This window comes from Streptomyces europaeiscabiei (genome assembly GCF_036346855.1).
In the GTDB taxonomy this organism is placed as follows: domain Bacteria; phylum Actinomycetota; class Actinomycetes; order Streptomycetales; family Streptomycetaceae; genus Streptomyces; species Streptomyces europaeiscabiei.
In genome coordinates, this window is record NZ_CP107841.1 from 8078918 (window position 1) to 8097340 (window position 18423).

At 72.2% G+C, this 18423-nt stretch carries 18 protein-coding genes; 7 read left to right on the forward strand and 11 right to left on the reverse strand.

Translation table 11 applies throughout. The annotated features are described in order from the left end of the window. Positions 1-211: 211 nt before the first annotated feature. A complete protein-coding gene (locus tag OG858_RS35185) occupies positions 212-883 on the reverse strand; it encodes a DUF3000 domain-containing protein (protein WP_319064429.1) in 672 nt (223 codons plus the stop codon). Between the two features lie 186 nt (positions 884-1069). Between OG858_RS35185 and hemE the strand changes: the two genes are divergently transcribed. After that, a complete protein-coding gene (hemE, locus tag OG858_RS35190; RefSeq protein ID WP_086754060.1) occupies positions 1070-2137 on the forward strand; it encodes a uroporphyrinogen decarboxylase in 1068 nt (355 codons plus the stop codon). Between the two features lie 19 nt (positions 2138-2156). Here the strand turns inward: hemE and OG858_RS35195 are convergent, their stop codons facing one another. Continuing rightward, positions 2157-2966 (reverse strand): rhomboid family intramembrane serine protease, encoded by an 810-nt coding sequence (locus OG858_RS35195; RefSeq protein ID WP_086754058.1) that lies wholly within the window; start codon positions 2964-2966, stop codon positions 2157-2159. A gap of 138 nt (positions 2967-3104) precedes the next feature. Here OG858_RS35195 and OG858_RS35200 point away from each other — a divergent pair, with 138 nt between their 5' ends. Beyond that, complete coding sequence (locus tag OG858_RS35200; RefSeq protein ID WP_037700545.1) at positions 3105-3443, forward strand: hypothetical protein; 339 nt, start codon at positions 3105-3107, stop codon at positions 3441-3443. Positions 3444-3562: 119 nt separating this feature from the next. On the opposite strand, the gene OG858_RS35205 is transcribed toward OG858_RS35200, so the two are convergent. Both OG858_RS35205 and OG858_RS35210 read right to left on the reverse strand, forming a co-directional pair. Continuing rightward, on the reverse strand, positions 3563-4966 hold the full coding sequence (locus OG858_RS35205; protein WP_319064431.1) for an FAD-dependent oxidoreductase: 1404 nt from the start codon (positions 4964-4966) through the stop codon (positions 3563-3565). 57 nt (positions 4967-5023) lie between these two features. After that, positions 5024-6043 carry a DUF4349 domain-containing protein gene (locus OG858_RS35210; protein ID WP_319064432.1) on the reverse strand — a complete coding sequence of 340 codons (1020 nt, stop codon included), beginning with the start codon at positions 6041-6043 and terminating at the stop codon, positions 5024-5026. Between the two features lie 200 nt (positions 6044-6243). Between OG858_RS35210 and hemG the strand changes: the two genes are divergently transcribed. After that, a complete protein-coding gene (gene hemG / locus OG858_RS35215; protein ID WP_319064433.1) occupies positions 6244-7737 on the forward strand; it encodes a protoporphyrinogen oxidase in 1494 nt (497 codons plus the stop codon). 5 nt (positions 7738-7742) lie between these two features. Then, on the forward strand, positions 7743-8474 hold the full coding sequence (hemQ, locus tag OG858_RS35220) for a hydrogen peroxide-dependent heme synthase (RefSeq protein ID WP_037700533.1): 732 nt from the start codon (positions 7743-7745) through the stop codon (positions 8472-8474). An 83-nt stretch (positions 8475-8557) separates the two neighbouring features. On the opposite strand, the gene OG858_RS35225 is transcribed toward hemQ, so the two are convergent. Next, positions 8558-10129, reverse strand: a complete 1572-nt coding sequence (locus OG858_RS35225; protein ID WP_086753117.1) for an alpha/beta hydrolase — start codon at positions 10127-10129, stop codon at positions 8558-8560. Between the two features lie 167 nt (positions 10130-10296). Further along, positions 10297-11064: a TIGR04222 domain-containing membrane protein gene (locus OG858_RS35230; RefSeq protein ID WP_319064434.1), complete on the reverse strand. Its 768-nt coding sequence runs from the start codon at positions 11062-11064 to the stop codon at positions 10297-10299. Positions 11065-11224: 160 nt separating this feature from the next. Here OG858_RS35230 and OG858_RS35235 point away from each other — a divergent pair, with 160 nt between their 5' ends. Then, complete coding sequence (locus OG858_RS35235) at positions 11225-11419, forward strand: hypothetical protein (RefSeq protein ID WP_319064435.1); 195 nt, start codon at positions 11225-11227, stop codon at positions 11417-11419. Positions 11420-11637: 218 nt separating this feature from the next. On the opposite strand, the gene OG858_RS35240 is transcribed toward OG858_RS35235, so the two are convergent. From OG858_RS35240 to OG858_RS35260, 5 genes are all read right to left on the reverse strand, one after another. Continuing rightward, positions 11638-12438 carry a DUF4142 domain-containing protein gene (locus OG858_RS35240; RefSeq protein WP_319064436.1) on the reverse strand — a complete coding sequence of 267 codons (801 nt, stop codon included), beginning with the start codon at positions 12436-12438 and terminating at the stop codon, positions 11638-11640. Between the two features lie 248 nt (positions 12439-12686). After that, positions 12687-14009, reverse strand: a complete 1323-nt coding sequence (locus OG858_RS35245; protein ID WP_319064437.1) for a DUF692 domain-containing protein — start codon at positions 14007-14009, stop codon at positions 12687-12689. A gap of 161 nt (positions 14010-14170) precedes the next feature. Continuing rightward, the gene (locus OG858_RS35250) at positions 14171-14977 is read right to left on the reverse strand and encodes a DUF4142 domain-containing protein (RefSeq protein WP_319064438.1); all 807 of its coding nucleotides are present in this window, start codon (positions 14975-14977) and stop codon (positions 14171-14173) included. A gap of 117 nt (positions 14978-15094) precedes the next feature. Further along, complete coding sequence (locus tag OG858_RS35255; protein ID WP_037700516.1) at positions 15095-15703, reverse strand: DUF4142 domain-containing protein; 609 nt, start codon at positions 15701-15703, stop codon at positions 15095-15097. A gap of 181 nt (positions 15704-15884) precedes the next feature. Then, on the reverse strand, positions 15885-16589 hold the full coding sequence (locus OG858_RS35260; RefSeq protein WP_328545281.1) for a peptidyl-tRNA hydrolase: 705 nt from the start codon (positions 16587-16589) through the stop codon (positions 15885-15887). A gap of 124 nt (positions 16590-16713) precedes the next feature. Between OG858_RS35260 and OG858_RS35265 the strand changes: the two genes are divergently transcribed. Continuing rightward, a complete protein-coding gene (locus OG858_RS35265; protein ID WP_179201451.1) occupies positions 16714-17673 on the forward strand; it encodes an ABC transporter ATP-binding protein in 960 nt (319 codons plus the stop codon). After that, complete coding sequence (locus tag OG858_RS35270; protein WP_179201450.1) at positions 17673-18344, forward strand: ABC transporter; 672 nt, start codon at positions 17673-17675, stop codon at positions 18342-18344. The genes OG858_RS35265 and OG858_RS35270 overlap by 1 nt, the downstream gene beginning before the upstream one ends. The last annotated feature ends 79 nt before the right edge of the window (positions 18345-18423 follow it).

The following is an 18423-nucleotide window of genomic DNA, read 5'->3' on the forward strand; positions in this document are numbered from 1 at the left end:
CTCCTTTAGAGAATGATCACGATTTAGTGAGTAACAATCCGTGCAATTCGGACACATCTTCGATCATTCGAAGACCGAACGGTGTCGCTTCACGTCGATACGAGGCCGAAAGTGGCCGTATCGACAAAGTGATGGTTTTGATCGGCGTGGCGACGCGCACGGAAAAGGACCGCACGCCCCACGGCGTACGGTCCTTGGTTCTGCGGGGTTCTCAGCGGGACTGCGGCCCCCGCCGCTGCGGCAGCGTCACCACCGCCGCGTCCCCGGGGTCGACCGACGGAGGCAGTCCCGCGATCTGGGCGAGCAGGTCGCACCACGCGGCGAGATGCGCGGCGGTGTCGGGTACGCCGCCCAGAACCTCGCGCGGGGTCCACGACGCCCGGATCTCGATCTGCGACGCGGCCGGCCGCGTCGCCAGCCCGCCGAAGTAGTGCGAACTCGCCCGCGTCACGGTCCCGCTGGGCTCGCCGTACGACAGTCCCCGGGACTGCAGCGCGCCGGTCAGCCACGACCAGCAGACCTCCGGCAGCAGGGGGTCCGCCGCCATCTCGGGCTCCAGCTCCGCCCGGACCAGGGTCACCAGCCGGAAGGTGCCCTGCCAGGCGTCGTGCCCCGCGGGGTCGTGCAGCAGGACGAGGCGGCCGTCGGCCAGGTCCTCGTCGCCCTCGACGACCGCGGCCTCCAGGGCGTACGCGTACGGGGCGAGCCGCTGGGGCGGTTTGGTCGACTCGATCTCGATCTCCGGCCGCAGCCGTGTGACCCTCAGCGCTTCGACGGCGGAGCGGAACGGCAACGGTGCCGTCTCCATCGCATCGCGCTCCCCCTCTTTCGCGTCGTCCATCCCGCCAGCGCCGTCCGACAGTCGTCCCTGAGCCGCAGCCATGCCGGAACATTAAGGGGAACCGGGCCTCGGCGCAGGGCAAGACACCCGTGCGCTGGGTCACTGTCGGATCGCGCTCAGCGAACGGAGGCCGCGCCGACGGCCGGAACCGGTGGCCGGAAATGCGAGGGTCCGGGTTGTCCACAGCCCGGACCCTCGCTGTCAAGCGGGCGTGCGAGACTTTGCTTCGTGAGTGCCAACGCCAGCCCCTCGGGCCACCAGCCGACCGCCACGTACAACTCCGCCTTCCTGAAGGCGTGCAGGCGTGAGCCCGTGCCGCACACACCGGTGTGGTTCATGCGACAGGCCGGGCGCTCGCTCCCCGAGTACCTGAAGGTGCGCGAGGGCATCGGGATGCTGGAGTCGTGCATGCGGCCCGAGCTGGTCACGGAGATCACGCTCCAGCCGGTGCGCAGGCACCACGTGGACGCGGCGATCTACTTCAGCGACATCGTCGTCCCGCTCAAGGCCATCGGTATCGACCTCGACATCAAGCCCGGCGTCGGCCCGGTCGTCGAGAAGCCGATCCGCAGCCGCGCCGACCTGGCCCAGCTCCGCGACCTGACCCCCGAGGACGTCTCCTACGTCACCGAGGCCATCAGGCTGCTCACCGCCGAGCTGGGCGAGACACCCCTCATCGGCTTCGCCGGCGCCCCCTTCACCCTCGCCAGCTACCTCGTCGAGGGCGGCCCGTCCCGCACGTACGAGAACGCCAAGGCGATGATGTACGGCGACCCCGAGCTGTGGGCCGACCTGCTCGACCGCCTCGCCGGGATCACGTCCGCGTTCCTCAAGGTGCAGATCGAGGCGGGCGCCTCCGCCGTCCAGCTCTTCGACTCCTGGGCCGGCGCCCTCTCCCCGGTGGACTACCGCCGCTCGGTGCTGCCCGCCTCCGCGAAGGTCTTCCGGGCCGTCGAGTCGTACGGCGTCCCGCGCATCCACTTCGGCGTCGGCACCGGCGAGCTGCTGGGCCTCATGGGCGAGGCCGGCGCTGACGTCGTCGGCGTCGACTGGCGTGTCCCGCTCGACGAGGCGGCCCGTCGCGTGGGCCCCGGCAAGGCGCTCCAGGGCAACCTTGACCCGACCGTCCTGTTCGCCGGCACGGAGGCCGTCGAGGCCAAGACCCGCGAGGTCCTCGACAGCGCCACCGGCCTGGAGGGCCACATCTTCAACCTCGGCCACGGCGTCATGCCCAGCACCGACCCGGACGCCCTGACCCGGCTCGTGGAGTACGTCCACACGCAGACCGTGCGCTAGGCAGAGTCGAGCCCCGGGTTCACCAGCCGGGCCGCGCCCGTCTGCCGAACAGCAGGCCGCGTGGCTCGGGTGGGGGTGGGGTGCCCGGGCGCAGGGGCCAGGCGAGGAGCATGCCGGCGACGAAGCCGACGAGGTGGGCCGCGTACGCCACCGTGCCGATGCCGGAGACGGACTCGCGGGACGAGTCGACGGCCTGGAGCACGAACCAGGAGCCCAGCACCAGCCAGGCGGGCAGTCTCAGGGGCAGGAAGACCAGGAACGGGACGAGGACCCAGACCCTGGCCTTCGGGTAGAGGACGAGATACGCGCCGAGGACCCCGGCGATCGCCCCGGACGCGCCGATCAGGGGGTCGCCGGAGTCGGCGTTGAGGACCGCGTAGCCGTACGACGCCGCGTAGCCGCAGGCCCCGTAGAACAGGGCGAACCGTATGTGGCCCAGCCGGTCCTCGATGTTGTTGCCGAAGATCAGCAGGAAGAGCATGTTGCCCAGCAGGTGCAGCCAGCCGCTGTGCAGGAACAGCGCGGTGAGCACGGACAGCGCGGGCGACTTGTCGTAGCCCGGCGGGCCCAGGGCACAGCCGCCCGACCGGGCGAGTTCGCCGGTGGGCACCAGCTGCGGCAGCTGATGACGGATCAGCTCCCGCGGTATCGCCGCGTACTGCTCCAGGAACGCCTGGGTGTGACACAGCCGGGCCGCCTCGCTGTCGCCCGGCACGGAACCGGCGAGACCCGGCATGAAGACGAAGACGAAGACGTTCGCCGCGATGAGGGCGTAGGTCACGTAGGGCGTGCGGCCCGCGGGGTTCACGTCATGGACGGGGATGACCACACCGGACTTGTGCCCTGGATACGGGGGCGGAATCAGCGCGCCCGGTGTCGGTGCGGGCCTCGGCGACGGAGTCGGTGAACGTGCGGGGCGGGTGGTGCGTATGACTCCTCAACCGCGGATCTACGTGAGGAACAGGCGATGAACGACCGAGTTGCCCCGGCGATGCACGCCACCCCCGATGGTGAGGCCGAGATTTCGCTGGTGGTGCGGCTGCCCTGGGAAGACGTGGCCGCGCTCGGCCAGGAGGCCGGGCGGTTGGCTGCGCGGATGCAGCGGCCGGTGACGCTGGACGAGGCGGTCAGTCATCGACTGAGGTCGGCTCGGCCGGCGGCCGCGCATGCGAAACCGGCGGCGGCGCCGACGACCGCGCCGGCCGCGGTGACGTCCTCCGCCTCCGTGTCCTCGTTGCCGGCCCGGCCGCCGGCGGAACAGGCTCGGCAGGCCATCGACCGGATAACCGGTACGTCGGCTGTCTGACGGCGGCTCGCCGTCGGGGGTGCTGTGCGGCGCCGACCGCGGGTGCGTCGTGGCTGGTCGCGCAGTTCCCCGCACCCCTTTGAACGCGGGGGCGCGGCCCCCGTCATGAGGCGCTCACCTCATGAGGCGCCCGACCTCACCGCCGCCACCGCCTTTCTCGCCGCCACCAGGATCGGGTCCCAGACCGGGGAGAAGGGCGGGGCGTAGCCGAGGTCCAGGGCGGTCATCTGTTCCACCGTCATGCCTGCGGTCAGGGCCACCGCCGCGATGTCGACGCGCTTTCCCGCGCCCTCCCGCCCGACGATCTGGACGCCGAGGAGACGGCCGGTGCGGCGTTCGGCGAGCATCTTGACCGTCATGAGGGCGGCGCCCGGGTAGTAGCCGGCGCGGCTGGTGGACTCGATGGTGACGGCGACGTACTGGAGGCCGGCGCGGTCGGCGTCCTTCTCCCGGAGGCCGGTGCGGGCGATCTCCAGGTCGCAGACCTTGCTGACGGCGGTGCCGACGACGCCGGGGAAGGTGGCGTAGCCGCCGCCGACGTTGGCGCCGATGATCTGACCGTGCTTGTTGGCGTGGGTGCCGAGCGGGATGTGGCGCAGGTGGCCGGAGACCAGGTCGAGAACCTCGACGCAGTCGCCGCCGGCCCAGATGTTCTCGTGGCCCCTCACCCGCAGGGCCAGGTCGGTCAGCAGGCCGCCGTGGTCGCCCAGGGGCAGCCCCGCCGCCTTCGCGAGTTCCGTCTCCGGGCGTACGCCGATGCCGAGGACCACCACGTCCGCCGGGTACTCGGCATCCTCCGTGGCCACCGCGCGGACCCGGCCGTCGTCGCCGGTGCGCACAGCGGTGACCTCGGCGTCGTCGACCATCGTGATGCCCAGGCCTTCCATGGCCTTGTGCACCAGACGGCCCATGTCCGGATCGAGGGTGGACATGGGCTCCCTGCCCCGGTTGACGACCGTGACCTCGTACCCCCGGTTGATGAGCGCCTCGGCCATCTCGACGCCGATGTAGCCCGCGCCGACGACCACGGCACGGCGGCCCTCCGTGGCGGTCAGGGTGTCCAGGAGGGCCTGGCCGTCGTCCAGGGTCTGCACGCCGTGCACACCGGGGGCGTCGACGCCGGGCAGGTCGGGGCGGATCGGGCGGGCGCCGGTCGCGATGACGAGCTTGTCGTACGAGGTCCAGGACTCGGTGCCCGAGTCGAGGTCCCGCGCGCGCACGCGGGCGCCCTCGACGTCGATCTCCACGACCTCCGTACGCATCCGCAGATCGATGTCGCGGGCCCGGTGCTCCTCGGGCGAGCGGGCGATGAGCCGGTCCCGTTCGGGGACGTCGCCGCCCACCCAGTAGGGGATGCCGCATGCCGAGAAGGAGGTGAAGTGGCCCCGCTCGAACGCCACGATCTCCAGCTCCCCGGCCCCCCGCAGCCGGCGTGCCTGCGACGCGGCGGACATGCCCGCCGCGTCGCCTCCGACGACCACCAGGCGTTCCCTCGAACGTTCCTCGATACGGCTCATGTTCATGGGAACACGCTACGGGGGCCCGGCATTTCGCTTCGTCGACGTCCGTCGGACCGGCTGTCAGTCCCGCTCCTCCTCCTCGTCCGGTGCGGCGGCCGGCGCCGAACCGGCGGTACCCGAACCGGCGGTACCCGAACCGGCGGTACCCGCAGCGGCCGTGGCCGCGGAGGGGCGGCGGGAGCGGACGAAGCGGGACCACAGGAACAGGAGGATCGCGGCGGCCACCGCGAAGGGGAGGATCGCGGCGAGGGCCATGCCCAGCCAGCGGAACACGGCGACGAACGCGTTCCAGCCGCCCGCCAGCGCGTCCACGAAGCCGGGGTCGTCGTCCTTGGCGGCCTTCTTCACCGCGGTCTCGGACAGGGACAGCGTGATGGTGGCGAGGCTCGTGCGGTCCTTCAGGGACTTCTGCTGGGCGAGCAGCGACTCCAGGTCCGCCTGACGGCTGCTCAGCTCGCCCTCCAGGGTGACGACGTCACTGAGCTTGGTCGCCCGGTCCATCAGCTCGCGGATACGGGCCACACTCGCCCGCTGCGTCTTGATCCGGCTCTCCACGTCGACGACCTGGTCGGTGACGTCCTCGGCCTTCGTCTTGCGCTCGATCAGCTTGCCGGTGCCCTCCAGTTCGGTGAGGACCTCGTCGTACTTCTCGGTGGGCACGCGCAGGACGACCCGGGTGCGTTCGCGGTCCTTGCCGTCACGGGTCGTGGACTCGTTCCCGATGAACCCGCCCGCGTTCTCCACGGTGGTGCGGGCCTCGTCCAGGGCCTTCGGCACGTCCTTGACCCGCACGGTCAGGGTGGCGGTGCGGATGATGTGGTTCGGCGCGATCTGGGTCGGAGCGTCGGCGGCCTTGCCCTTGTCCGTGTAACCGCCGTCGGCGCTCTCGCCGTCGAGCGCGCCCTGCCGCTCGGCCGCGTTCTCGTCGACCTTGCTCTGGGCGGCGTCGTCCGCCGCGCCGCTCATGGCGTCGGCCCCCCTGTCGGCGCTGCAGCCGGTGAGTGCCAGGGCGGCGGCGAGGAACAGGGCCGCCAGGGCCCCTGCGGGCCGCCGGGAACGTCGTACGTGTGTTTCGGCCATTGCGGCGTACCCCCCGAAGGTCGTGACAGGCGGGGCTTGCCCGCCTTGCTGATGCTCCTTCGACGCCGGAGGGGCCCGGAACGTTGGAGGGAACCGGTCCCGAAGCGGTCACGGTCGGGACTCGGTGAGGCCACGCACCCCCCGTGGGCCGATGGCGGACCCGCGGCATGACTGTCAGTGACATCTGAGAGGGTGGAGTCATGAGCGGATCACGGACGGACGTCGGGCGCGACGCCGGGCATGTCGTCGTCATCGGGGCCGGGATCGCGGGGCTGGCCGCCGCGCACAAGCTGCTGGACCGTGGCGCGAGAGTGACCGTCCTGGAGGCCTCGGACCGGGTCGGCGGCAAGCTGCTGCCCGGCGAGATCGCGGGCGCCCGCGTCGACCTCGGCGCCGAGTCGATGCTGGCCCGCCGCCCCGAGGCGGTCGCCCTCGCCCGCGAGGTGGGCCTCGCCGACCGGCTCCAGCCGCCCGCTTCCGCCTCCGCCTCCCTCTGGACCCGGGGCGCCCTGCGGCCCATGCCCAAGGGCCACGTGATGGGCGTGCCAGGCACCGCGTCCGCCCTCTCCGGGGTCCTGTCCGACGAGGGCCTGGCCCGCATCGAGCGCGACGCCGATCTGCCGCGCACCGAGGTCGGCGACGACGTGGCGGTGGGGGAGTACGTGGCGGCCCGCCTCGGCCGCGAGGTCGTCGACCGCCTGGTGGAACCCCTGCTCGGCGGTGTCTACGCGGGCGACGCGTACCGCATCTCGATGCGCTCGGCCGTCCCGCAGCTCTTCCGGGCCGCCCTGGCCCACACCTCCCTCACCGAGGCCGTCCGGGGCATCCAGGAGCGCGCTGCCGCCGCACAGCAGACCGGCCCGGTGTTCATGGGCATCGAGGGCGGGATCGGGCAACTGCCGCTCGCGGTAGCCGAGTCGGTGCGGGAGCGCGGCGCCGAGATCCGCACCCGGACACCTGTCACGGAGCTGCGCCGCGAGGCCTCCGGCGGCTGGCGTGTGGTCAGCGCAGGCACCGGTGGCGCTGGGGGCACCGGGGACCGTGTCCTGCACGCGGACGCCGTGGTCGTGGCCGCCCCCGCCCCGGTCGCCGCCGGCCTCCTCCGCGCCGAGGCCCCCGAGGCCGCCGCCGAACTGTCGGGCGTCGAGTACGCCTCGATGGCGCTGGTCACCCTCGCCTACCGCCGTGCCGACCTCACTCTCCCCGAGGGCAGCGGCTTCCTGGTGCCGCCGGTCGAGGGCCGCACCATCAAGGCATCCACCTTCTCCTCCCAGAAGTGGGGCTGGATCGCCGACGAGAACCCGGACCTGCTGGTCCTGCGCACCTCGGTCGGCCGGTACGGCGAGACGGCGATCCTGGACCACGACGACGCCCACCTCGTGGACGTGTCGAGGACCGACCTGCGCGAGGCCACGGGCCTGTCCGCCACGCCCCTCGAATCCCGCGTCACCCGCTGGGACGCCGGCCTGCCCCAGTACCCGGTCGGCCACCACGCGCGCGTGTCCCGGCTTCGCGAGCACCTCGGCAAGCTGCCGGGCCTCGCGGTCTGTGGCGCGGCGTACGACGGCGTCGGCATCCCGGCCTGCGTCGCGAGCGCCGCCGCCGCGGTCGACCAGATCCACGGCGACCTGCGCGCGGTGCGGGACCTCACCGCCAACCCGGTGCGGAGCCTGCACGGCGGAGCGGGAGAATAGGCACCATGAGCGACGTCGCCCCCACCACCGAGTCCGGCCGGATCCCGAACAAGGGCAAGCTGGCCAAGGACCTCAACGAGGTCATCCGCTACACGCTGTGGTCCGTCTTCCGGCTGAAGGACGTGCTGCCGGAGGACCGCGCCGGTTACGCCGACGAGGTCCAGGAGCTGTTCGACCAGCTCGCCGCGAAGGACGTGACCGTCCGCGGTACGTACGACGTGTCGGGCCTGCGCGCCGACGCCGACCTCATGATCTGGTGGCACGCCGAGACCGCCGACCAGCTCCAGGAGGCGTACAACCTCTTCCGCCGGACGAAGCTGGGCCGCGCGCTCACCCCGGTGTGGTCGAACATGGCGCTGCACCGCCCCGCCGAGTTCAACCGCTCGCACATCCCCGCGTTCCTCGCCGACGAGACGCCCCGCGACTACGTCAGCGTCTACCCCTTCGTGCGCTCCTACGACTGGTACCTGCTGCCCGACGAGGACCGCCGCCGTATGCTCGCCGACCACGGCAAGATGGCCCGCGGCTACCCGGACGTCCGCGCCAACACGGTCGCCTCGTTCTCGCTGGGCGACTACGAGTGGATGCTCGCCTTCGAGGCCGACGAGCTCTACCGCATCGTCGACCTCATGCGTCACCTGCGCGCCTCGGAGGCCCGTATGCACGTCCGCGAGGAGGTCCCGTTCTACACGGGCCGCAGGAAGTCGGTGGCGGAACTGGTGGCGGGCCTGGCATAAGGGCTCCGACAAGGGGCGCGGGGCCGTCACCTGTGCGGCTCCGCCGCGTGGGCGCGCTCAGCCGCTGACGGCCCGCAGTTCCTTCATCCCTTGACCCGCGGAGCGCTCGGCTCCGGTCGCGGCGCGCATGCCGCGCGCCGCTCCGGCAGCCGCCCCTCCAACAGGTACGCCTCCAGGTACCCGTTGACGCACTTGTTGGCCCCCCACCCGACCCCGTGGTTACCGGCATCCCGCTCGGTCACCAGCACCGACCCCCACAGCCGCCGGTGCAGTTCGATCGCCCCTTCGTACGGCGCGGCCGCATCCCGCTCGGCCGCGAGAATCAGTGTGGGCGGCAGCTCGCCGGGCCCGGTCCGCACGTCGAGCGGCTCCTGACGGGGCCCGCTCCAGTACGCGCACGGCAGGTTCGTCCACACGTTGTCCCACGTCTCGAAGGGCGCGGTCCGCGCGAGCCGCGTGTTGTCGCGGTCCCAGACCCGCCACTGTGTCGGCCACGGCCCGTCGTTGCACTCGACGGCCGTGTAGACGGCGCTCGCGTTCTCCTGCTCGACGGACGCCTCCGGGTACGGACCGGCGATCCGGACCAGCGGCTTCGGGTCGCCCTTCAGATACGCGGAGAGCGCCAGGGCACGCTGCGGCCAGTGGTCGTCGTAGTAGGCGGCCTGCAGGAACGCGCCCTGCAGCTGTCCCGGCCCCACCTTGCCCCCGGCGGGTCGGGTGGCCAGCCGCGCGGCCGCCCGCTCGTAACTGCGCAGCACCTTCTGAGGGGTGTCACCCAGCCCGTACACCTTGTGGTGCCTGGCGGCCCAGGCCCGGAAGTCCGCCCAGCGTCCTTCGAACGCGGCCGACTGGTCGAGGTTGTTGCGGTACCAGATCTGTTCGGGGTCCGGGTTCACCGCCGAGTCGAAGACCATCCGGCGTACGTGCGAGGGGAACAGCGACGCGTACAGGGCTCCGAAGTACGTCCCGTACGACGACCCCATGAACGTCAGCCGCGGCTCGCCGAGCGCGGCACGCAGTACGTCGAGGTCACGGGCGTTGTTGCGGGAGTGGTAGTGCCGCAGGGCGCTCCCGTTGCGCTGCGCACACCCCCGCGCGATCGTCCTGGCCCGCGCGATCCGCTCCTTCTTGTACGCCTCCGAAGGGTGCGTCGGTGCCGGTGAGGGCCCCCGGTGCAGCCGTTTCGGGTCCTGGCAGGACAGCGGCGCCGACCGGCCGACCCCACGCGGGGCGTACCCGATGAGGTCGTAGGCGGCGGCGACCCGCTTCCAGCCAGGGAGGTGGCCGACGAGCGGGAAGAACATCCCGGAGGCTCCGGGGCCGCCCGGATTGAACACGAGCGCCCCTTGCCAGGGGACCTTCTGTCCTCTGGCGTTCTCCCCCTTGGCCCCGACCCGGCTGACGGTCAGTGAGATCTGACTGCCGTCGGGCCGCGCGTAGTCGAGCGGCACCTTGACCGTCCCGCACCGCACCCCGTCCGGCAGCCCCTCCACCACCGGGCACTTCCCGAACCGGATGCCTTCGGCGGCGGCCCGCTCCGCCGCGACGGCTACCTGCTGCTCCTCCGTCCAACCCATGTCACTCTTGGCCGGCACGGCGCCGAGAGCACTCAGCAACACCGCCCCGACGGTCCCGTAGAGAACGGCAGCTCGCATGGAGAGTCCCTCCGAAGCACGACAGCGACAAAGGGATGTTTGGTGCGAAAGAGGGTGAATGTAAAGCACCGTTCGACGGTGTCGCCGCTGCTTTCGGGGGCGCGGGGAGCCGTGCGATCGGCCATGGACAGTCCGCGGTCCGCAATTCACAAGGCCCGCCCGTGGCGCTACCGCTGCTCGAACGCCGCCCGCATCTCAGGAGACTCCACCGCCCCCACCCCCCAGACAGCCACGGAGACCAGGTCCGCGAAGTCACCCCCGCCCCGCCCCGCCACCCCTCTCAACACCCTCACCCCTTCCGGCGATGCCCACCGCGCACCCGGCGGCCCCTCGATCCGGGCGATGACCAGACAGCTCAAGGTCAGCACCAAAGGCAACGCGAACCACAACGCGACCAGCACGCGCTGCTCCGCGAACCCCTGCGAGGGCAGCATCAACGCCAGCGCCCCCAGTCCGCACACGCCCAGCGCCGCGCCCCGTACCTGCGTGACCGCGTCGTCCACCCGTGTTCGTGCGGCGTCCGGTACGGCCAGCCCCGCCGCGACGAGCCGGTCGGAGAGGCGCCGTACGGACTCCGCGGCCGCGACGGTCCGCCGTACGGGCGCTATCCGGGACTGTCCGCCGGGGCCTATCGCGCCTATGACGGAGCGCTCCATCTCGTCCCGCCCGTCCGGGTCCACGACGGTCGCCCAGCCGGTGTGGGCGAGGAGGAGCCGGCGTCGGCGGGCCATGGAGACGAGGGTGAGGTCGGCGACGCGCGCCGGCCCGCCGGACAGGAACGCCGCCTCGTACAGCGTGAGCCGGTGGCAGTGGTGGACGTGGTCCGCGCGGACGTCGGTGACGGCGGCCGCCGCACGCAACGAGGTCAGGCACAGTCGGGCACAGGACACGCCGGCGGCGGCCCAGGCCAGGAGGAGGAAGAGCACCCAGAGCATGGCGTGTTTCTATGCGCCCGCCCGGTCCGGCGGTGTGCGATGTCCGTAATCCGGAGGGAAGGTTCCCGGTCTCTTCCGTTTGATCGCCGTTGCGGCCCGCAATTGCCAGGTCCCGCGAGCGGGGGACGGCCGGCTTGTAGGGTCGGGCCAGGGGGTGATCATGTCGGATCGCGGCTGGGACGACGACGCCGATTACCACGACGCGGTCCGGCGGGCCGATCGGGCGACCCGGTTCGGCTGGGTGGCGATCGGCGGCACGGCAGGGGCGCTCGGGTGTGCGCTGATCGCCGCGGCCGTCGTCTGTGCGGCCGTGGTCGTCGCGTGCCTGTACATCGTGGTGGCGGGGCACTACTGAGCGACGTTCCGGGCGATGCCTCACCGGGAGGCGGGCCGGGCGGCTCCCGGCAGTCTCCGGACCGTCTCCCGGTCGTCCCCCAGGGCGCTTCTGATGGCTCTTGGTCGGAGATCCATCCGGCCGATCGGCGCGCGCGAGGTGACTCGTGAGGCGCCGGCTGCCTCACCGGACTCGTCCGTGACCGCTCACGAACGGCTTCAAGAGCCGTCAGAAACGGTCTAGCCGTCGTCCGCCGGACCGTTGGCGGCCGGCGGCAGGGTGAAGCGCGGTGCGGACGTCGCGGGGCGCGGGGTGGTCGGTGAGGGGGACGGGGTCACCGGGACCGGGGAGCCGGGGTCGGCCAACGGACCGGGCGGGGCCGGGGAGTTGGTGAGCGGCGGGGCGCTCGCGGAGACGGTGTCACGGGCGATCGCGTCGTAGTCGACGAGCCCGGTGGCCTCCAGGACCTTGATGTGGTCGAGGACGGTGGTGTTGGCGTCGTCGGCGAGGTCGCGGACCAGCGAGTTGCGGGTGGTGGCGCGGACCTGGGCGACGACGGAGAAGACCTTGCCGTGCGCCAGGCGCAGGATGTTGGCGAACTCGCGGTCGTAACTCTCGCCCTGCGCCGCGGTCAGGGTGTCCAGCCACGCCTTCTGCTGGTCGTTCGGCTGATTGGGCAGGGGCAGAGCGAGGCGCGCGGCGACGTTGCGGACGCGGGCGTCGAGGTAGGTGTGCCCCTCGATGAGATGCGCACCGGCGGTCCGCACGGCCGCGGTGGTGCCCTTCGTCTCGGCCTGCTGCCCGGCGGGCAGCTCCCACAGCCCCGCCAGCCTGACCTTGGTGACGAACTCCCGGTCCAGGGCGGACAGCGGACCGTACTGCGTCGTCACGGTGGATGCGTTGAGCACGCTGACGCCGGTGCCCGAGCGGTCCGCGTACGACCAGATCGGGAAGATCAGCGCGATGAGCGTCGCCGTCAGTCCGGCGACGATGAGTCCTGTGCCACTGAAGGGTCCCCCTCTGCCGTTCGTGGTTCGCATGGTGCCTCCCTCGCGGCACCGCACGCTAATGCGCAACGGGTGCTGATCGGCCTACGGACCGGTATGTTACTGCCCGGTCTACGCCAACTGCCGTATGCGGAGGAACGGTTGAGGAGGGGACAAAGCGCGTCGGATGGGGTACGCGGAGCGGTGGGTGAATCACATCAAAACGTGCCTTAATGACGGCAAACCCGTGTGTGGGGCACGGGTTTGTTAGTCGCAGCACATCCGGGGGCGAACACCCCGACTCAGCGGCGCAGCAGCACCCTGCGGGTGGCGCGGGCCAGCCGGGCCGTCGGGCGCCCGGAGAGCGGGGCGGGACCCGAGCGCTCCAGCCACCACCGGCGCAGCTCGCGCAGGACGTCCCCGTCGTCGGGACGGCCCGTGAGGAGCACGTGCTCGGCGAAGGAGAGGGCGTCACGCCGGTAGCCGTCGGTCATCGGGTGGCCCTGCGCGTACGCGACGAAGGCCGGCCGGTACGACGAGCCGAGGATCTCCGGGAGCTCCGGCGCCACCTTCGCCACGACGTCCGCCCGCTTCGCCGCGAGGGCACGCGCCTGGACGCCCAGCCGCACCCGGTCGAACCCCTCGGGCACCGGGGTCCCCGCGACCAGCGCGGACAGCAGCGCGGCCTGCCCGAGCCCGAGCCGCTGGCGGGCGGCGGGCTCGACGGCTCCGACGGGCGTCGGCCCGGCGGAGCGGGCCTTCTTCCCGGGGCTGTGCACCTCGGCCTTCTCCAGCACCCCCCGGATCGCCGTCAGCTCCCGCTCCAGCTCGCCCGGCTCGGGGAAGTTGTCGTCGCGCTCCAGGAGGACGCCCGGCGGGGTCACACGGGAGGTGAGGTCGGCGAGGACGTCGAGGACCTGCTGGGGGACGGGGTGGGCGTGGCTGTCGTGCCAGACGCCGTCCCGCTCGAAGCCGCCCGCGACATGGACGTACGCGATGGCCTCGACCGGCAGCTCGTCGAGTGCCTTCGCGGGGTCCTCACCCCGGTTGACGTGGTTGGTGTGCAGGTTCGCCACGTCGACGAGGAGCCGGACGCCGGTGCGGTCGACGAGGTCGTAGAGGAACTGCCCCTCGGTCATGTCCTCGCCCGGCCAGTTGATGAGCGCGGCGATGTTCTCCAGCGCGAGCGGCACGGGCAGCGCCTCCTGGGCGATGCGGACGTTCTCGCACAGCACGTCCAGGGCGTCCCGGGTGCGCGGCACCGGCAGCAGGTGCCCGGCCTCCAGCTGCGGCGACGCGGTGAGGGCGCCCCCCGCCCGGACGAACGCGATGTGCTCCGTGACGAGGGGGGCGCCCAGGGCCTCCGCGCGCTCGGCGAGGGAGCGCAGGCGCTGCTCGTCGGGGCGGTCGGCGCCGCCGAGGCCGAGGGAGACACCGTGCGGCACCACCGTGACGCCACGCTCGCGCAGCCGCAGCAGCGACTCGGCGATGTGGCCGGGACAGACGTTCTCGGCGACGACCTCGACCCAGTCGACACCACCCGCCGACCCGGCCATGCGCTCGACGGCGTCGGCGATCTCCGGCCGCCAGCCGATCCCCGTCCCCAACTGTGCGATCTGCTCCATCGTCCCCTCCTCGGTCACGTCGGCCACGGCTGCACCAGCGACTGCGTCTCGTCGTGCCACGTCTCCCTGCGCGGACCCGTGTTCCGGCGTGACGGAGTCATGGCCCCGGGATACGGGTCCGAACCCCGTGGAGGGGACCTTCAGAGCAACATTTGAGCTTTCTACTGGACCGCCGGCTCGCCCTGATCCTTGTTGATCTCCTCCGGGTCCGGACGGCCGGTGGGGACCTGGTTGGACGGGAACGGCGACGGGGTCGACTTCAGGTCCGGGTTGGTGGACGGCACCGCGGGGGGCGCGGCGGGCGGCACCTGACCGGGGGCGGGCGGCGGCGGGCCGGACGGGCTGGCGGTACCGCTGACCGAGTTGTTGGCGATGGTCGCGAAGTCGACCTCCCCGGTGCCCTCCAGGATCGTGATGTGGTCCAACACGGTCTGGTTGGCGTCGGAGGCCAACTGGCGGATCAGCGTGTTGCGGGTGGAGTTCCGCACCGAGGCGATCGCCGGGAAGATCTTGCCGTGAGCGGTCCGCAGCAGGTTCGCCCAGACCTTGTTGTACTCGGCCTCGGTCTTCGCGGCGGTCATCTGGTCCAGGAAGCCCTGCTGCTCCGCCGTCGGCTGGTTCGGCAGCTCGACGCCCAGCTTCGCCGCGATGACCCGGGACCGCTTGTCGAGGTCGGCGTGGCCCACGATCAGGTGGTCGGCGGCCTCTCTGACGGACTTGCTGCCGCTGCGCTCCAGAGCCTGCTGCCCGGCAGGCAGCTCCCACAGACCCGCCAGCCGCACACGGATGAGCAGGTCGCGGTCGCCGGGGGTGAGCGGCCCCCACTGCGTGGTCACCGTGTCACCGGTGAGCGCGGCCGCGGCCGTGGCGTTGCGGTTGGGGTACGAGTAGAAGATGGGGTAGGCGACCGCGGTGAGCGTGCCGGCGATCGCCAGGGCGACGAGGACAGAGCCCTTGGAGCGTCGCAAATGAGCCTCCCGGAGGAAACCAACTGATCGTTGGGGACTGACTGTTGCTTGGGGGTGCGGAGATGACCGCGGTGTGTCGGGTCCGGCCCGCCGCTCGCAGGCGGAGCCGGGGCCGCGTCAGATCGTGCCGTTGGCGATCGCGTCGAAGTCGACCTGTCCGGTCTTCTCCAGCATCGTGATGTGGTCGAGCACGGTCTGGTTGGTGTCCGAGGCCAGCTGGCGCACCAGGGTGTTCTCGGTCTGGTTCCGGATCGTCCCGATGGCCGGGAAGATCTTGCCGTGGGCGGAGCGCAGCAGGTTGGCCCACACACGGTCGAACTGGTCGTCCGTCGCGTTGTCCATCTGCTGGAGGAATCCCTGCTGCTGCTCGTTCGGGACGTTCGGCAGCTCCATGCCCAGCTGGGAGGCCACGGCCCGCACCCGCTCGTCGAGGTCCTTGTGGCCCACGATGAGGTGGTCGGCCGCCTCCTTCACCTGAGGGCTCTTCGACCGCGCCATTGCCTTCTCGGCGGCGGGCAGCTCCCAGAGCCCCGCCAGCCGCACGCGCATGATCAGATCCCGGTCGGAGGCCGTCAGCGGCCCCCACTGGGTGTTCACCGAGCCGGCGGCCATATTGGCCTGGGCGGTGCCCGAGCGGTCGGCGTAGGACCATACGGGGAACGCCAGTGCGCCGACGGTGACGACGAGGGCAAGGCTGGCGATGAGCGAGCCGTTGAGACGCCGCAAAGTGATCCTCCCGGATGATGCCAACTGGTCGTTGGGGCAGTTACTTGGCCAGTGCCGGAAGATACGTGCGGGGCGGCGGAGTTGTTCAACGAGCTTTGAACCGGCTGAGTACATCCGGTTCGGACGGACGTTCAGGCGGACACGATTCAACGCGGCCCGGGCGGGAACCGTTCGGCGGGGGTCAGCCGCGCAGCGCCCGATGGTCCGCGACCACCGTGCTGGAGCCCGGGGCGACCTCCGTGAAGCCCGCGTCACGCACGAGGGGGAGGCCGGCGCTGGTGAGGGCCTGCCAGTGGGCGGGGGCGGCGGTGCGGACGGCGAGCGGGAAGCCCGCGTCCCGCCAGACGGCGCGGGCCGGGTCGTCGAGGTCCCACCACGCGAGCTGCGCGCCGTGACCGGCCTGGACCATCGCCTTGCCCGCCGACATGTCGACCTCGGGGTTCATCCAGAGCACCGGGGCGGCGGGGTCGGGACCGGACGGCGGTTCCGGGTCGTCGAGATCCGTGCCGGAGACCTGGAGGCGGGCCAGGTCCTTGGGCCAGCCGTCGAGGGGGACCGGCGGGAAGACGCGTACCTCGGCCGACTTGCCCGCCACGGTGATCCCCGGCAGCGCCTCGGCCCGCCGCCACTCCGCGCCGCGTGCCCGCCGGACCACCTTGCGGATCCGGGCGTCCTGCCAGCTCCGCATCGCCTCGGCCCATTCCCCGTCGCCCAGCGACCGCGCGTCGCTCAGCATCACCAGCACCGCCCGCGCCGCCGTCTCCAGCGCGTCCGTACGCGCCGGGGGAGCGCCCCGCTCGATGCGCGCGACCAGGGGCAGCACGAACTGCGGCGCCTCGTCACGCGAGGTCCGCTCGTCCCGGAAGGGGCTGTCCTGGGCGGGCATGGGGGCCGGAGTGGGGACGGGGGCCTGGGCGGGGGTCGGGTCGCTCGTGGTCACCCGCCCAGTCTGCCAGGCGGAAGGTGACCTCCCCGGACCCGTACTCGCCCGCTTGTACGAGGATGGGGGCATGGAACGTGAGTTACTGCTGAGGCTGGAGGGAGTCGGCCGCCGTTACGGCTTCCGTGGCGCGTGGGTGCTGCGCGGCGTCGACCTGGAGATCGCCCCCGGCGCGCTGATCCGGGTCGAGGGCGCGAACGGCACCGGCAAGTCGACGCTTCTGCGCGTCCTCGCCGGGCTCGACGCCCCCACGGAGGGCCGGGTGACGGGGCGCCCGCGCACGGCGTACGTCCCCGAACGCTTCCCCGCCGCGCTGCCGTTCACCGCCGCCGAATACCTCACCCATCTCGGCGCCGTCCACGGCCTGGACCGCCCGGCCGCCGCCCGCGCCGCCGCCGAGTGGCTGGAGCGCTTCGGGGCCGCCGAGTACGCCCGTACGCCGATGGCGGAGCTCTCCAAGGGCAGCAGCCAGAAGGTCGCCGTGGCCCAGGCACTGCTCGCCGAACCGGAGTTGATCGTCCTCGACGAGGCGTGGACCGGCCTGGACGCCGACGCCCGCGACGAGTTGGAGCGCGTGGTGGTCGAGCGGACCGCCGCCGGGGCCGCCGTGGTGTTCGTCGACCATGACCCGCGGCGGCTGGCGGGGATGCCGGACGCGACGTACACGGTGGTCGGGGGAGCGCTCGAACTCCTTGCGGGGAGGGGGAGTTCGGGGGAGGGTGACTCCTCGGACTTCCCGGCCTCCGTCGTCGTCGAGGGGCGTGGTCCGGGGCCGGGTGCTCAAGTTCCCGACCGCATGAGGAAGTTGGTGGATGCCGTGGAGGAAATGACCTCCGGCGCACACCGGTTCACCGTTCCGCAGGCGGAATCCGACGAACTGCTCAGGGCGATGCTGGGCGCCCGACCGCCCTGGCACGTGGTGAGCGTGATTCCGGCACCCGCGGCGCTGCGCGAACCGGAACCGGAGATGGAACCAGAACCGGCGAAGGAACCGGAGTCGGAAAGGGAACTGGAAGTGGAGAACTCCTGATGAACGCCCTCCTCCGCTACCAGGCGGCCCTTCTCGTCCGCTCCCAGCGCTGGCTGCCGCCCGTCATCCTGTACGCGGCGTTCCTCGCCATCGGAGTGCAGCGCGGGCAGCCGGTGCTCGACTCGCTCGGCTACACGGCCGCCGCGCTGCTGCCCGTGTCCGCCTGGCTGATGCGGATCTGTGTCACCAACGAGCCGCCCGCCGCCCGCAGTTGTACGGGAGCGGCGACCGGACCGGGCCGGGCGCACCTGGCCTGTGTCCTGGTCGCGTTCGCGGCGGCGGCGCTGCTCGGGACGGCGGCCACGGTCCTCGTCACGATCATCAGCGCCCCCACGAGCACGGACCACCAGACCCGTGTCGAGGTGCTCCCGGCGGGCGGCGCGGGCCTCCTGGCCGCCCTCGTCTGCGCCCTCCTCGGCACGGCCGTCGGCGCGCTCACCAACTGGCCGCTGCTGCGCTCGCCGGGCCGGGCCGTCCCCGCCCTCCTGCTCGGCGCGCTGCTGGCCCTGGTGGTGGCCGGGTCCCCGGCCCGGGCGGCGGTCACCGCCCTGGTCGACGGCTCGCAGCGCGCGACGATCCCGGTCCCCGTCCTGCCACTGCTCGCGGCCGGGCTCCTCACGGCCGCCGCCACCGCCGTGGCCTGCGCCCTGACGACCCGCCGCTCAGCCTGAACAGGCGGTCCGCTCGGCCTCCCGCCACTCGCACACCGGGCACAGGGTGATCCCCTTGTGGGACTCCGGGTACTCGGTG

Bases quoted from the DNA above. Each gene is read 5' to 3' on its own strand.
- OG858_RS35185 (WP_319064429.1), bottom strand. From the start codon at position 883: ATGGCTGCGGCTCAGGGACGACTGTCGGACGGCGCTGGCGGGATGGAC.
- OG858_RS35200 (WP_037700545.1), top strand. From the start codon at position 3,105: ATGAACGACCGAGTTGCCCCGGCGATGCACGCCACCCCCGATGGTGAG.
- OG858_RS35205 (WP_319064431.1), bottom strand. From the start codon at position 4,966: ATGAACATGAGCCGTATCGAGGAACGTTCGAGGGAACGCCTGGTGGTC.
- OG858_RS35210 (WP_319064432.1), bottom strand. From the start codon at position 6,043: ATGGCCGAAACACACGTACGACGTTCCCGGCGGCCCGCAGGGGCCCTG.
- hemG (WP_319064433.1), top strand. From the start codon at position 6,244: ATGAGCGGATCACGGACGGACGTCGGGCGCGACGCCGGGCATGTCGTC.
- hemQ (WP_037700533.1), top strand. From the start codon at position 7,743: ATGAGCGACGTCGCCCCCACCACCGAGTCCGGCCGGATCCCGAACAAG.
- OG858_RS35225 (WP_086753117.1), bottom strand. From the start codon at position 10,129: ATGCGAGCTGCCGTTCTCTACGGGACCGTCGGGGCGGTGTTGCTGAGT.
- OG858_RS35230 (WP_319064434.1), bottom strand. From the start codon at position 11,064: ATGCTCTGGGTGCTCTTCCTCCTCCTGGCCTGGGCCGCCGCCGGCGTG.
- OG858_RS35235 (WP_319064435.1), top strand. From the start codon at position 11,225: ATGTCGGATCGCGGCTGGGACGACGACGCCGATTACCACGACGCGGTC.
- OG858_RS35240 (WP_319064436.1), bottom strand. From the start codon at position 12,438: ATGCGAACCACGAACGGCAGAGGGGGACCCTTCAGTGGCACAGGACTC.
- OG858_RS35245 (WP_319064437.1), bottom strand. From the start codon at position 14,009: ATGGAGCAGATCGCACAGTTGGGGACGGGGATCGGCTGGCGGCCGGAG.
- OG858_RS35260 (WP_328545281.1), bottom strand. From the start codon at position 16,589: ATGCCCGCCCAGGACAGCCCCTTCCGGGACGAGCGGACCTCGCGTGAC.
- OG858_RS35265 (WP_179201451.1), top strand. From the start codon at position 16,714: ATGGAACGTGAGTTACTGCTGAGGCTGGAGGGAGTCGGCCGCCGTTAC.
- OG858_RS35270 (WP_179201450.1), top strand. From the start codon at position 17,673: ATGAACGCCCTCCTCCGCTACCAGGCGGCCCTTCTCGTCCGCTCCCAG.